Genomic DNA, 13,856 nt, shown 5'->3' on the forward strand with positions numbered 1-13,856 from the left:
TCGTTTAGTTTTCAAGGATCAATCGTTTTGCTCTTTCGCGTCAACCGCTCTCTCGCGGCGACAAGAGATAATGTATCACGGCTAGTATCCGCAAGTCAACAACTTTTTTCAACAAATCACCGATCGCCAAAAACCTCCAGATAACAGAGGCGACTTTGCTCATAGCTCAAGACGCACAGCACCCCTCTCTTCCTCTCTTCCTCTCTTCCTCTCTTCCTCTCTTCCTCTCTTCCTCTCTTCCTCTCTTCCTCTCTTCCTCTCTTCCTCTCTTCCTCTCTTCCTCTCTTCCTCTCTTCCTCTCTTCCTCTCTTCCTCTTCCCCCATCAACACCGATCCAATCGGCAACGCATGTCTAACTCTTCGTTCGGCTGTCCATCCTGAAAACAACAACTATCAACAAAACATCAAATAAACTGAAAAGGAGTCCTGACGATGCATACGCAAAAAAGAACGATCCTCCTCGCGACCGCTCTGCTTTCAGCAGCATGGCTCTCCGGCTGCGGCACCAAGGAGAAGCTCACGCCGCAGCAGCAAGGGAACACGCCCACCGCACCCGCCCTCAGTCCCCAGGGTCAAAACAAGCCGAGTTTGGAGATGAAGGTGGAGGTGAACCGCGACAAGGCGACCATCACCTTCCACACTGAAAACTTTCACCTGTCGCCCGAACATTACAGTGGGATGCACGTCCCCGGCGAAGGCCATATCCACCTTTTCGTCGATGGCAGCCCCTCGCGCATCAGCGTCAAGGAGAACGTCTACGTCCTGCAAAGCTTGAGCAAGGGCAAGCATAAGATCGAAGCGACCTTGCATACGAATAACCATCAACCATACGATGTGAAAGATGAGCTAGAATTTGAGATCAAGTGATGATTTCACGCAGGAGACACAAAAAGGGAACCTTGATCGTTCATGAGCTCGAACGATCGAGGTTCCCTTTTCTCTACACCTGCTTAAACCCTTTGCGCGAACGCCTCCGAAACTCCGCGGCCGCGATGCCGAGCAAGATCATCACGATGCCGACCCACTGCACCCCTGTCACCTGTTCATGCAGGAGGAAGAAGGCGGCCACCACCGCGACCGGAAGTTCGATCGAGGTGAGCACGCCTGCCAATCCCCCGCCGACTTTCGGAATCCCGATGTTGAAAAACACCGGCGGGATGACCTGACCGAGCCCTCCGATGATCAGCGCCCAGATCCACAGGCCGCTCCACATCGTGCCGTTGAACAGAAAGGTGGGTGGGAAGACGAAGAAGACTGTCACCATCGAAACGGTCGCAATGATCGCGCTGTTCACCCACGGCGACGTTCCCTGCCGGACATAGCTTGTCGAATACAAAAAAGTGCTGTACGTCAGCGATGCCAGCAGGCCGAGCACCAGCCCTTTTGTCGAAACCCCTTCCCACTCAGCATGGAACAGATCGACCGCGAAGAGAGTTCCGATCACAATCAGCGCAAGCGCCACCCATTTCGCCTTCGTCGGCTTGTTGCGCTTGACCAGATAATCGATCAGCATCACAATCCACGCAAACTGGAACAGCAATACGATCGACAGGGAAGCTGGGAGCTCAGAGAGAGCCAGATAGTAAAAAATGCTGGTGCCGGTCGAGAGCACCCCGAGAAAACAAAACAGCAACACATCGCGACGCGTCAACGATTTAAAATGCCGGAATTGAAAAGCTGCGATCAATAGCAACACGATCGTCGCCATAAAATATTGTGCAGATGTCACATCGCCCGGAGAATACCCGAGTGAATATGCGTGTTTCACCACCGGTGAGATCAAGCCGTAACTCGCCCCGCCGATCAGAACGAATAAGATCGCCACTGTGCGGCTCATCCGTATTCCCCACCTACTTTCCACTTTCACATCCTATCGAGATTCGATCATACACCAAATGATCCGCTCGTGCACGACCTTTGATGATCAGAATAAAGCGATCAGATTCGAACAAATGCGCGAAAAGTCCTCCTGCTCCTCTCACTCTACCATTCCCCAGTTTCCACCCGCGCTCCCGCAACTGATTCTGGCAGAGCATGCAGCGAGTCCACTCCTTCAGAACGAATATAGCGAGCAACGCCAACAAAAAGACCGCCACTCCGCTTGAGTAGACGGCCTCGCGCTTCACTTTTCAGATCGTTTGTCCGCCCAACGCACAAGGCGCAACACATAAACGCTTCCGATCCCCTGCTTCCGGCAAATCGGAACCTGTCGCGGCAGCGACAGCTTGTCCCGCGCTTCGGTCAGCCATTTAGCGGTGAGAGCGGATCACCTTGGCGGGAACGCCGACCGCAGTCACATCGCTCGGAATGTCGCCGATCACCGCAGCGCCTGCGCCGATCACCGAACGCGCACCGATCGTCACGCCCTGAATCACCGACGCGCCGATCCCGACATGGGACAGTTCGTTCACCCGCACCGCCCCAGCGAGATGCACGCCTGGCGAGAGGTGCACACCGTCTGCGACCGCGCAGTCGTGATCGACAGTCGCCGCCGTGTTGAGGATCACCTGCCGTCCGACGGCGCTGTCCGCATTGATGATGCAACCGGGCATCACCAACGTCCCTTCCCCGATCGTCACGCCGCTGCCGACGATGGCGGACGGGTCGATCAGCGTCGCCAGAAGCGCTCCCTTCGCCCGCAGCTGACCAGCCACCTTTTGCCGAATCGCGTTGTTGCCGATCCCTACAAAAAAGGCAACGTCCGCGATGATCCGCTCCGAAAGCTCCTCCACCGTGCCCAAGTACGGCCCGTGCGGTGCATCCGGTCTCCTGCTGTCGAGAAACCCGAGCACCTGATAGCCGCATCTTCGCGCCACATCGGCCACTACCTTGCTGTGTCCGCCCATCCCGACGATGATCAGCTTGCCATTCACGCTTCCCACTCCCTCGCGCCGACTTTCCTTTAACAATTTGTTTGACGGCGATCAACGCTATCCCTGCTTTTTTTCACATCTGGCTCGCTGCGGAAACGCGCGCTATCGCTTGCGCAACACTTTTTGCAGATAGGTGAATGCGCCCGGACTCACCTGCTGTTCAAGCTGGGCGAAGAGCGCTTCCTGCGCCTCCGTCATACTCAGCTCTGGCAGGGATTGACCTTGCAGTTCCAGCCAGCGATCCGCCATGATATAGCACGTGCTGTTCCAGCCGTTTTTGTTGCCAAACTCGTTCAAGCGCTCCGAAATGCCGAGAATGACCACTTCGAACGAAGCTTGCAAGTCGATCAGCGCCCGATCAAACTCGCTCTTCCGCTCTTTCTCCTGCATCCCGACCTGTTTCTTCAATGACTTCACATCGATGCCCGGATTCGCTTCGATCGCCCGATACAGCTCGACCACCGCCTTGGACACCAAGCCTGCCGCATAGCGCTCCTCCACCGAGCGCGTCTCGCCAAACGCGAGCTTGAACAGAGGAAAGAGCGCCGCTGAGATCAGAATCGGTTTTTTCGCAAAAAACCGTCCATAGGCGGCAACCCCCTCTCCGGCAAACCGATCTCGCCAAAGCCAGGGATCAGTTTCGAGCCCGGTGTGCCAACTCTCTTTTGTCGTGATCGATTCTAAGGAAGGGTGATCGGGGATAAAGCTCGACAGCGGCAAGACACCGAACTCTTGCACCGCCGCACTCGCCGCTTGGAACGTGACAACCGCTTTGACTTCCGTGCTCATCAGATGTTGACCTCGCTCTCCAAAACATTCCATTTTTACTGATTGTATCACAAATCGCGATCCGCATCCCGACCTCTTCTGCCGCACCAGCACCCGCTGACCCCATTCTGCAAAAACTGTCGCCGCCCGCCGGCACTCACCTTCCGCCATCATCACGCCTCGCTCGAACGAGTCTTCGCTTCATGATTTCAAAAAATCTTTCGATCGGCTAAAGTAAAATGAACGATCAGATCATTTCAAACGTACTATCTGCGAAATCAACAACGGAGGCCCCCTCTGATGGAAGAGAAAGACGAACAGGATTTAATCCTGCAAGCGAAGCAAGGCGACACGATGGCCTTGTCGCTGCTGATGCAAAAACATTACTCCTTTCTGGTCAAATACTTGATCAAAGTTACACTCAACCCGTCGCTTGCTGAAGACCTGACGCAAGAGACGATGATCAGATGCATCGAGAAGATTCATCTCTATAACAGCACCTCCAAGTTTTCTTCTTGGCTGATCACCATCGCCACCAACCTGTACATCGACGACCTGCGCAAAAAGAAGCGCGAGCGCAACTGGCAAGAGCAGGAGCAGGCGCTTCGGAAAATGCGCTGGCAAGCAGCGCGGAGCCAAGAGGAATGGCCGCTGGTGCTCGATGCGCTCGGCCACCTGTCAGAAGAAGTTCGCATGCCGATCATCCTCAAGCATTATTACGGCTACTCCTATGAAGAGATTGGCAACATCTTGAACCTGGCGATCGGGACGGTCAAGTCCCGCATTCACAACGGCATCAAAAGCTTGCGAAAGGAGTTGTCCCCCGATGAGCGCTAACGACGAACAAAACACGCTTGACGAACTGAATCGAGGGCTTCGCTCCCTCGACGATCTTCATCCGGTCTACACGCCCGATCTGCAGTGGTTTCAAGCGCAGATTCTCGCAGAAAAGAAAAAGCTGCGCCGGCGCCTGATCCAAGATCTGCTCCTCTTCTGGCTGGTCGCAGCGGTCATCTTCACCGTCACCCTCACCCTGTTCACGCAGTCGAAAAGTCTGTACCTGATCCTCCAAGCGCTGGCGACCCTCGTTCCTGCCGTCTGGCTCCTGCGCGCTCGAAAGCGGGTGGATGCAAGATGACGCCGACTGAGATCCTCGTGCTCTCTTTGGTCATTCCGATCCTGCTGGCACAGAGCACCTGGCTGTTTCTCAACGCTCGCAAGCATGGCCACAACCGTTGGTTCTGGGGCATCTGGGGGCTGATTCAATGCCCGTTCCCCACGCTGTTCTACCTGTTTTTTGCTCGCAAGATCTTTCGAAAAGGACGTGACCTCACTTGAAAACTCTCGATGTAACGATCGCTTCCACCTATCCGCTCCTCGGCACGCTGACCCTGCCGGCAACCGGTGCGGGCAAGCACCCAGCCGTTCTCTTCCTCCACGGCTCCGGCCCGATCGACCGCAACTCGGACGCGAAAGGGATGCCGCTTGGCGTGTTCAAGCTGTTGGCGGAACAGTTCGGCAAAAACGGTTTCGCCTCCTTGCGCTATGACAAGCGCGGGATCGGGGCGAGCGGCGGCGACTATCACGCGACCGGCATGTACGATCTGGTCGATGATGCGGTCGAAGCGGTGCGGTTCTTAAAAACGCAGCCGGACATCGACCCAGACCGCATCTTCCTCGTCGGGCACAGCGAAGGCGCTATCCTCGCTCCGCAGGTGTTTGAGCGCGAGCCGGTCGCCGGCCTCGTCCTGCTCGCCGGCATCGCCGAATCGCTGCGGACGACTGTCGATCGGCAAAACGAGATCGCCTTCCAGGAGCTCGGGGAGATGACCGGATTGAAAGGGCTGCTGATCCGCCTGTTGCGAGTCGTCCCACTGGCGCGGAAGAGCAACCAGAAGATGTTTGCCAAAATCCTCGCCTCCACCGCCGACACCATCCGCCTCAAAGGGGCGAAGGTGAACGCCAAATGGTTCCGCGAACACTATCAATATGATGTGCGCGACACGCTGGCCAAGGTCACCTGCCCGACGATCGCCATCACCGGCTCAAAAGATATTCAGGTGTTGCCCGAACAGGCACAGCAGATCGCCGAAGCGACAGCCGGCCCTTCCGAATGGCACATCATCGAGGATCTGACTCACATCTTGCGCAAGGAGCCAGGTCGCGCCACGCTGCTCTCGCTCAAGACTTCCTACAAACGGCTCTCCCAACTGCCGATCGATGCGGAGCTCACCGAAATGGTGCTCGCCTGGCTGCGAAAACAGGCTGCAACCGATCAGCCCACCGCCTGACAGCTGGACAACAAGAGAAGCCTCCGGGCTTCTTTTTTGTTATCATGATCTCGAAAAGGGGGAATGGTCGATGATCAAAATCCTCATCACCGACGATGATCCACACATTCGCGAACTGATTCATCACTACTTGCATAAAGAGGGATTTGCAACGCTTGAAGCGAGCAACGGCGTGGAGGCGCTCGCGCTGATCGAACAGGAGCAGCCCGACCTGATCGTGCTCGACATCATGATGCCGAAGATGGACGGCTATCAACTTTGCGAAAAGATCAAACAGGAGTATGACATGCCCGTGCTGATGGTCACCGCCAAAGGGGAATCGGAGCAGAAGATCAAAGGGTTTCGGCTGGGAACGGACGACTATCTGGTCAAACCGTTCGATCCGCTGGAGCTGGTGATGCGGGTCAAAGCATTGCTCAAGCGCTACCGCATCAACGCCGCGCAGAAGATCGTCATCGGCGATGTGCAGATCGACCGCCTCACCTTTGAGGTGATCGCTCCCACCTTGCGCCTCTCGCTGCCGCCTAAAGAGTTTGAACTGCTGTACAAGCTGGCCAGCTACCCCGGTCAGATCTTCACCCGCGCGCAGCTGATCACCGACATCTGGGGCATCGATTACGAAGGGGATGATCGGACGGTCGATGTGCACATCAAGCGGCTTCGCGAGCGGACGCAACCGGTGAGCAGCTTTAAGATCTCCACCGTGCGCGGGCTCGGCTACCGCTTAGAGGTCAGCACATGATCAAAACGCTCTACCTGCGCACCGTCCTCACCTTTATCGGCGTTGTGATCTTGAGCATCATCGCCTCGTATTTTATCTCCCTCTCGCTGTTTGAAACGGAGATGACCGAACTGCTTCAAGAGGAGATGGCGGTCGTCGGGAAACAGGTGATCTCATTTTATGAAACGCAAGCTCCCCCCGATAAGGACGTCTATTTCCGCAACATCGCCAAGTTCAACAGCTATTGGTTCTTGCTCTATGACGATTCGGGAGGCCGCCAAGCGTTTGCGCCTCATGACATCAAAGAGCGAAGAGAGATCTCGCCCGATGTGGTGCGGTCTGTCGTGCAGGGCGGCGTCTATCGCAGTCCGCTCGACGAAAATGTCGAGTATATGCAGACGACGATCGGCCTCCCGCTTCAGATCGACAGCAAGCGCTACGCGCTGTTCATCCAGCCCGCACCCGAAAATCAGCAACATGAAAAAAAGGCGATCTTCTATCTGGTCACCGTGCTCTCGATCGTCCTCGGCGTCGGCTCCCTGCTGATCCTGATCTTCTCCCGCTATCTGGTCAAACCGCTCGTCCAGATGACATCTGCCACCAAGCGGCTGGCCAAAGGGGATTTTGATGCGCGCATCCGCTTTACGCGCAAAGACGAGCTGGGCACGCTAGCAGACAGCTTCAACCATATGGCGCAAAAGCTTCAAGAGATCGAGCAGATGCGTCAGGATTTCGTCTCCAACGTCTCCCACGAGATCCAATCGCCGCTGACCTCGATCAAAGGATTTTCCAAAGCGCTGCATGAAGGCGAACTGCCTGACGACACCCGCAAGCGCTACCTGCAGATCATCCACGAGGAGAGCGAGCGCCTGTCCCGCCTCAGTGAAAACCTGCTCCGCCTCGCCTCGCTGGAGGCGAAGCACCACCCGTTCCGCCCATTTCCCTATGCGCTGGACGAAGGTTTGCGCCACGCGGTGATCGCAGCAGAGCCGCTGTGGTCAGCAAAAGGGCTGACGGTCGAGCTCGATCTGCGGCCGATCATATTGATCGCCGACTCTGACCAGCTCAGCCAAGTCTGGACCAACCTGCTGGGCAACGCGATCAAATACACGCCACCGGGCGGCACCATCTCCCTGTCGCTCACCGAAGCGGAGAACAGCGTCACCGTCTCCATCCGCGACACGGGCATCGGCATCCCAGCGGAGGATCTGGACAAGATCTACGAGCGCTTCTACAAAGTGGACAAGGCTCGCGACCGCAGCGTCGGCGGCAACGGGCTCGGGCTTGCGATCGTCAAGACGATCATCTCGATCCACGGCGGGGAGATCGCACTGGAGAGCGCGGTGGGACAAGGGAGCACCTTCTCAGTCACGCTGCCGAAACCATGAACCTCGTTCATACTGAGTTCACAATGAAGCTTTATGCTTACCCCAGAGATTTGAACAGAAAGGGGTAAGCATTTTTTATGAGCGGACTTACGAAGCTAAGTTTGAAACATTCGATCGCCGTCATCATCCTCTGTGTGCTGGTGCTCGTCGGCGGTCTGTACTCGACTAACCAGATCAAGATCGAAACGTTCCCCGACGTCTCCTTCCCCGCCCTGCTCGTCCAAGGCGTCTATCCGGGCGAATCGGCAGCAGACGTCGAGCGGGAAGTCACCATACCGCTGGAAAAAGCGCTGTTGAACCTAAAAGGGTATGACAGCGTCCAGTCGACCGCCAGCGAAAACGCGTCTGGCACGTTTATCACCTACCCGTTTGGCACCGACATGGAGGATATGACCGGCAAGGTGGAAGAGGCGATCGCCAAAACCAACCTGCCAGAAAAGGTGAAAGTGACCGTCCAGCGCTTATCGGGCGGCTCGATCCCGATCTATCAGGTGGCGATCGCAAGCAATGATGCCACCCGCTTGCAAAAAGTGCTCGAAGACAACGTCCTGCCTGAGCTCAAGCAGGTGGCAGGCGTCGCCTCCGCCACGCTCAAAGGCACGCAGACCACCGACCTGCAAGTGATCGTCGACCAGAAAAAGGCGGCCGAAAAAGGGCTTTCGCTCGCCCAGATCAGAGAGGCGATTCAAGCGAAAGAGTATTCGATGCCGCTCGGCTCGGTAAAAACGGAGAGCAGTTCGATCCCTGTGCGCCTGATCGGGGGAATCGGCACGATCGACGAGCTGAAGAACCTGAAGCTGTCCTCCGCCCTCGGCGCATCTCCTCAGCTTCCAGGTATGACGGGCGCTCCCCAGGGCGCAGCTGCCGGCGGCCAAAAGCCCGCTCCTATTTTGCTGCAAGATGTGGCTAAGATCGATGAGGTCACCTCGCAGAACTCGATCACCCGCTTCAATGGCCAGCCTTCCCTGCTGTTAGAAGTGATGAAAACGCAGGACGCGAACACCGCCGAAGTGGTCAACCACGTCAAAGATGTCCTGCAAAAATGGCAGAACGAAAAAGACCTGACCTACCACGTCGTGTTCGACCAAGGGAACGAAGTGGAAAAATCGGTCTCCGCGCTCGTCCGCGAAGGGCTGCTCGGAGCGCTGTTCACCATCATCATCATCCTGCTCTTCCTGCGCAGCGTGCGGGCGACGTTGATCTCCATCCTGTCCTTGCCGCTCTCGATCATGGGCACGATCTTCGTGCTCAATCAGTTCGGCTACACGCTGAACATCATGACGCTCGGCGGGCTCGCCGTCGCCGTCGGGCGCATCGTCGACGACTCGATCGTCGTCATCGAAAACATCTATCGCTGGCGACAGGAAAGCGCCGAGCAGCTGAGCGGAAAAGCGCTCGCCTATCGCGCAACCAAAGAGGTGACCACCGCGATCGCCTCCTCCACCTTCGCCACGGTGGTCGTCTTCGCGCCGCTGGCGGTCGTAAGCGGCATCATCGGCGAGTTCTTCCGCCCGTTTGCCATCGCCGTCGTCACCTCGATCCTGCTGTCCTTGCTCGTCTCGCTGATGCTGATTCCGGTGCTCGGCAGCAAGTTTTTCAACAAGATCAAGCTGAAGCATCAAGAGGGTCGCATCACCCGCGCGTTCGAACGCCTGCTCCGCGCTTCCCTGCGCAAAAAGGGCCTCGTCCTGACCTTGACGATCGTGCTGTTGATCGGCTCGCTGGCGATGATACCCGTGCTCGGCGTCTCCTTCCTCCCGTCTGGCGAAGGTAAGCAGGCGCAGATCAACCTCAAACTTCCGAACGCCACTTCCCTGCAAAAGACAGATGAGGTCGCCAAAAAAGTGGAGGCCTATCTGAAAGAGCAAAGCGCAGTCGAGACCACCCAAGTCTCGATCGGCATGGGCAATGAGATGGGAGCCATGGAGGGAGAGAGCGCTGAAAACCAAGCGAAATTTAGCGTGAACCTCCAAGCGGACACTTCGGTCGACAGCTGGATGGAAAACGCGAAAAAAGAACTGACCCAACTGGTTCAAACAGCGGAGCCAAAGGCGGAGATCGATGTCAAAGCGGGTGAGATGAGCGGCCCGCCTTCTGGCAACAACGTCACGATCAAGCTGTACGGTGAAGATCTCACCGTGCTCAGCAAGGCGGCGACTCAAGTCGAAGAGGCGCTGAAGCAGAATGCAGATCTGAAAGACATCACCAACAACTTAAACGAGCTGCGTCCAAAATGGGTTGTCACGCTCAACCGCGAAGGCGAAGAGGCGGGCGTGAGCGCGATGCAGCTGATGGCATCCGTCTCTGAGCAGCTGCGCCCTGTCGAAGTCGGAACCTACAAGCTCGGCGGCAAGTCGTGGGATCTGTTCTTGAAATATGACAAAGCGATCGCAGACAAAGAGCAGCTCGCCGCTGTCAAACTGCATACGGCTGCTGGCGAAAAAACGATCGGCGAAATCGCCGACATCAAGACGGAGCAGACTCCGGTCGTCATCCCGCATTACAACGGCAAGTCGTATGCCCAACTGTCCGCCGTGATCAAGAGCGATGACACGGCCAAAGTCACCAATTCGGTGCTGGACGATCTGAAGATGATCAGCCTGCCCGATGGCGTCACCTACGAGACGGGCGGCGGTATGGAGATGATCACCGAAGGTTTCACCTCGCTGGGCATCGCGATGGTGACCGCCGTGTTCCTCGTCTTCCTGATCCTGAGCTTCACCTTTGGCGGTCTGAAGACGCCGATGGTCATCCTCTCCTCCCTGCTGTTTGTGCCGATCGGCGCACTCGGCGCGCTGCTGATCACCGGGCAATCGCTGTCGATGAGCGCGATGATCGGACTGCTGATGCTGATCGGCATCGTCGTCACCAACGCGGTCGTCCTGCTCGATCGGGTCGAGAAAAACCGCGACAGAGGGCTTGAGCTGACCGAAGCTGTGGTCGAGGCAGCGAAAACTCGCCTGCGCCCGATCGTGATGACGGCGCTGGCGACCATCTTCGCTCTCGTGCCGCTCGGCCTGTCCCAAGAAGAAGCCGGCCTGATTTCCAAAGGGCTCGCCCTCACCGTCATCGGGGGTCTGACCACTTCGACCTTCTTGACCTTGCTCTTCGTGCCGGTGCTCTACAGCATGGTGTCGAAAAAATATAAACCGCGCACAGAAGATCTGTTGTAAGCAACCGCTTTTCCTATAGGCGAAGGTGCCGACCCGCGATGGGTCGGCACCTTTGTTGTTTATACATGCATCCCCGACGTGTTGCATGCTCAGGCTGGCCCTTTGCTTGGCTCTCCGGTCTCCTTTTCGTCTGACGTTCAGCCATGTGACCCTTCCGCACACTCCTTGCAAGCGTCCCTCATCAAATTCGAATTGCAGGGTCTTGATTCAAATAAAAATCTTCCAAAATCAATTTATATGCAAAACTTATACTATTCTGATCTGTTCTTTTTTACAGGGATTGCTATAATAAGCTTAACACACGTATTTTCTATAAATAAAACGACCATTTACGATACATTATGTTATCAAGTATTAATAGAGGGAAGGTGCAACTTGACGCTACTTCAGTTTCAGGTATATGTTACTGTGATCGAGACGAAAAGTTTCACAAAAGCGAGTGAACATTTGGGACTGACCCAGTCGGCAGTCTCACAGACGATTTCGTCGCTGGAGTCTGCGCTCGGTGTGACGCTGCTTCATCGCAGCCGAAACGGGATCACACCGACTCGCATCGGCGAGCGGATGCTTCAGCATGTGCGGGAGATCTTGCGGCGCTCCACGCTGATGAAACAGGAAGCGTCCGCATCGATCGGGCTGGAGATCGGGACGCTTCGCATCGGCTCGATCCCGAGCACGGCTGCCAATCTGCTGCCCGGGATTATCGCCTCGTTCAAAAGTCAGTTTCCCGGCGTTGAGATCGCACTGTTTGAAGGAAACGCGGGCGAGGTGTCCGAATGGGTGCTCCACTCGGTCGTCGATGTAGGATTTTTGCCCTTGCCCGCCGAAGGGGTGCGCGAGGTTCCTCTGGTGCAAGATTCGCTGCGCGTGTTCCTGCCGCCCAACCACCCGCTCCGCGATGAAGAGCTGATTCGGATCGAGCAGATCGCCAACGAGCCGTTCATCATGCCCAAAGCGGGCTATGATCGGATGATTCGGCAGCTGTTTGCGGCAGAAGGGTTGGTGCCGCAGGTGCAGTTTGAAGTGCGAGATACGGCGACGATCATGGCGCTGGTACAGGGGGGAATCGGTGTCACCCTGCTGCCGGAGATGGCGATCCCGGCGAGCTTGCCCAATGTGGCGACCTCACGCTTGCAGCCGGAGACCACGCGCACGATCGGGCTTGGCGTGCGCTGTCTGCAGACGATCTCTCCCGCAGGAGCTGAGTTTATTTGTCATGCGAAAGAGTATGTGAAAAAGAACTGCCCGAGCTTCGTCAATGCTTGATCCTACCTATTGGTAGCAAGCGGTGGCCATACTTCGCAGACAGCATGAGAGTGGAGGAAGCGAAGTGAACCAGAAGTCGGTAAAAAACAACATCCTGTTGATCTATGCGTACACGTTTGCGACCGGCCTGTTTTTTGACCGTGCGCTCTGGGTGTTGTTTTTGGTGGAGCGCGGCATGAACATGGCGCAGGTCGGCTTGCTGGAGTCGCTGTTGCACGCAGCGATCCTCCTCTTTGAAGTTCCGACCGGAATGGTGGCCGACCTGTACGGGCGGCGAAAGAGCATGCTGATCGGGACGTTCGTCTCGCTCTTTTACGCGCTGTTCATGATGATCAGCGGGAATTTTTTCACCTTTTCGCTCGCGTTTGCTCTGATGGGGCTGTCGGTGACGTTCAAGTCGGGCGCCTCACAGGCGCTGTTGTATGAAACGCTTCAGGCGAGCGGCAGGGAGAGCAATTACACGAAGATCGCCGGAAATGAGACCGCGCTGTTGCTCGTCTCGCTGTCGATCGCCCAATGGGTGGGCGGGCTGATGGCCGAGCTGAGCTGGACGCTCGTCTACTCCTCGATCATCGTAGCCCAGCTGGTCGCCATGTTGCTGGTCTGGTTGATCAAAGAGCCGGCACCGCCGCTTCCAGAGCTGACAGATGCGAGCAGCTCCCAACCGAAAAGATCGACGATCGGGCTGTGGAAAGCGCAGATCGTCGATGCGCTTCTCGTCTGGAAAAAGGAGCCTTCCCTGCGCAAGCCGGTCGTGCTGTTCGTGTCGCTGGTGACGATCATGACGGTGGTGATCTTCTACGCTCAAGAACATCTGAAGCGGCAGGGTTTCTCGACGGGCGAGATCGGATTTATCTTCATGTTGGAAGCATTGCTGAGCGCGGTGGCAGCCAAGCTTGCTCACCGGGTGGAGCGCAAGTTTCAGTTTGCTCCGCTCTTCCGATCGATCTACCTGATCTTTTTGTTGCTCTTGCTCCTGTTTGCTGCCGGACAAGGTTGGATCGCCGTCTTGCTCCTCTACGGGATGGGGTTGACCTCCACCGGTCTGGAACCGATCTTCTCCAACTTTGTGCAGGCGAGGCTGAGCTCCCAAGTGCGGGCGACCTTCTTTTCGATGATCTCGCTGCTGACCTCCTTTGGCATCATGCTGATCTTTCCGCTGTTCGGCGCGATCGTCGATCGAATCGGCTTTTCCTACTCGTTCATGTCTCTGGCCGGACTGCTCGTCCTGATGCGAATTTTGACGCTGAAGCGACCTGTGTCCCCCTCCTGATCGGCTGTTGACAATTCAGTTGTTCCGGAAAACATCCCCTGCGATCGTTGCGAGAGCCGACCGATCGAACCGATTGCAATCGGCGCTGCTTGATGCTCAAAAT

14 protein-coding genes are annotated in these 13,856 nt (G+C 56.5%); 10 read left to right on the plus strand and 4 right to left on the minus strand.

What is annotated here, in order from left to right:
* Positions 1-159 precede the first annotated feature (159 nt).
* Positions 160-345: a hypothetical protein gene (locus tag ACFSOY_RS19800; RefSeq protein ID WP_386049582.1), complete on the minus strand. Its 186-nt coding sequence runs from the start codon at positions 343-345 to the stop codon at positions 160-162.
* Between the two features lie 87 nt (positions 346-432).
* Between ACFSOY_RS19800 and ACFSOY_RS19805 the strand changes: the two genes are divergently transcribed.
* Entirely contained in the window at positions 433-867 is a 435-nt protein-coding gene (locus tag ACFSOY_RS19805; RefSeq protein ID WP_386049583.1) for a hypothetical protein, read from the plus strand.
* Between the two features lie 73 nt (positions 868-940).
* Here ACFSOY_RS19805 and ACFSOY_RS19810 read toward each other — a convergent pair whose 3' ends face one another.
* The 3 genes from ACFSOY_RS19810 to ACFSOY_RS19820 form a co-directional block, all read right to left on the minus strand.
* Complete coding sequence (locus ACFSOY_RS19810) at positions 941-1,837, minus strand: EamA family transporter (protein ID WP_386049584.1); 897 nt, start codon at positions 1,835-1,837, stop codon at positions 941-943.
* Positions 1,838-2,249: 412 nt separating this feature from the next.
* Positions 2,250-2,873: an acetyltransferase gene (locus tag ACFSOY_RS19815; protein ID WP_386049585.1), complete on the minus strand. Its 624-nt coding sequence runs from the start codon at positions 2,871-2,873 to the stop codon at positions 2,250-2,252.
* Positions 2,874-2,975: 102 nt separating this feature from the next.
* Positions 2,976-3,662, minus strand: coding sequence for an AlkZ-related protein (locus ACFSOY_RS19820; RefSeq protein WP_386049586.1), 687 nt, complete (start codon positions 3,660-3,662; stop codon positions 2,976-2,978).
* Positions 3,663-3,941: 279 nt separating this feature from the next.
* On the opposite strand from ACFSOY_RS19820, the gene sigY reads away from it, so the two are divergent.
* From sigY to ACFSOY_RS19865, 9 genes are all read left to right on the plus strand, one after another.
* Positions 3,942-4,478 (plus strand): RNA polymerase sigma factor SigY, encoded by a 537-nt coding sequence (gene sigY, locus ACFSOY_RS19825; protein WP_386049587.1) that lies wholly within the window; start codon positions 3,942-3,944, stop codon positions 4,476-4,478.
* Positions 4,468-4,779 carry a YxlC family protein gene (locus tag ACFSOY_RS19830; RefSeq protein WP_386049588.1) on the plus strand — a complete coding sequence of 104 codons (312 nt, stop codon included), beginning with the start codon at positions 4,468-4,470 and terminating at the stop codon, positions 4,777-4,779. The genes sigY and ACFSOY_RS19830 overlap by 11 nt, the downstream gene beginning before the upstream one ends.
* The gene (locus ACFSOY_RS19835; protein WP_386049589.1) at positions 4,776-4,979 is read left to right on the plus strand and encodes a sigmaY antisigma factor component; all 204 of its coding nucleotides are present in this window, start codon (positions 4,776-4,778) and stop codon (positions 4,977-4,979) included. The genes ACFSOY_RS19830 and ACFSOY_RS19835 overlap by 4 nt, the downstream gene beginning before the upstream one ends.
* Positions 4,976-5,932, plus strand: a complete 957-nt coding sequence (locus ACFSOY_RS19840) for an alpha/beta hydrolase family protein (RefSeq protein ID WP_386049590.1) — start codon at positions 4,976-4,978, stop codon at positions 5,930-5,932. Before ACFSOY_RS19835 ends, ACFSOY_RS19840 begins: the two co-directional genes overlap by 4 nt.
* A gap of 70 nt (positions 5,933-6,002) precedes the next feature.
* Positions 6,003-6,674 carry a response regulator transcription factor gene (locus tag ACFSOY_RS19845; RefSeq protein ID WP_386049591.1) on the plus strand — a complete coding sequence of 224 codons (672 nt, stop codon included), beginning with the start codon at positions 6,003-6,005 and terminating at the stop codon, positions 6,672-6,674.
* Complete coding sequence (locus tag ACFSOY_RS19850; RefSeq protein ID WP_386049592.1) at positions 6,671-8,041, plus strand: sensor histidine kinase; 1,371 nt, start codon at positions 6,671-6,673, stop codon at positions 8,039-8,041. The genes ACFSOY_RS19845 and ACFSOY_RS19850 overlap by 4 nt, the downstream gene beginning before the upstream one ends.
* A 77-nt stretch (positions 8,042-8,118) precedes the next feature.
* Entirely contained in the window at positions 8,119-11,214 is a 3,096-nt protein-coding gene (locus ACFSOY_RS19855) for an efflux RND transporter permease subunit (RefSeq protein WP_386049593.1), read from the plus strand.
* A 375-nt stretch (positions 11,215-11,589) separates the two neighbouring features.
* Entirely contained in the window at positions 11,590-12,480 is an 891-nt protein-coding gene (locus tag ACFSOY_RS19860; protein ID WP_386049594.1) for a LysR family transcriptional regulator, read from the plus strand.
* A 64-nt stretch (positions 12,481-12,544) separates the two neighbouring features.
* On the plus strand, positions 12,545-13,753 hold the full coding sequence (locus tag ACFSOY_RS19865) for an MFS transporter (RefSeq protein WP_386049595.1): 1,209 nt from the start codon (positions 12,545-12,547) through the stop codon (positions 13,751-13,753).
* The last annotated feature ends 103 nt before the right edge of the window (positions 13,754-13,856 follow it).

Origin of the sequence: Tumebacillus lipolyticus, from assembly GCF_042682745.1 — a bacterium.
Taxonomy (GTDB): domain Bacteria; phylum Bacillota; class Bacilli; order Tumebacillales; family Tumebacillaceae; genus Tumebacillus_A; species Tumebacillus_A lipolyticus.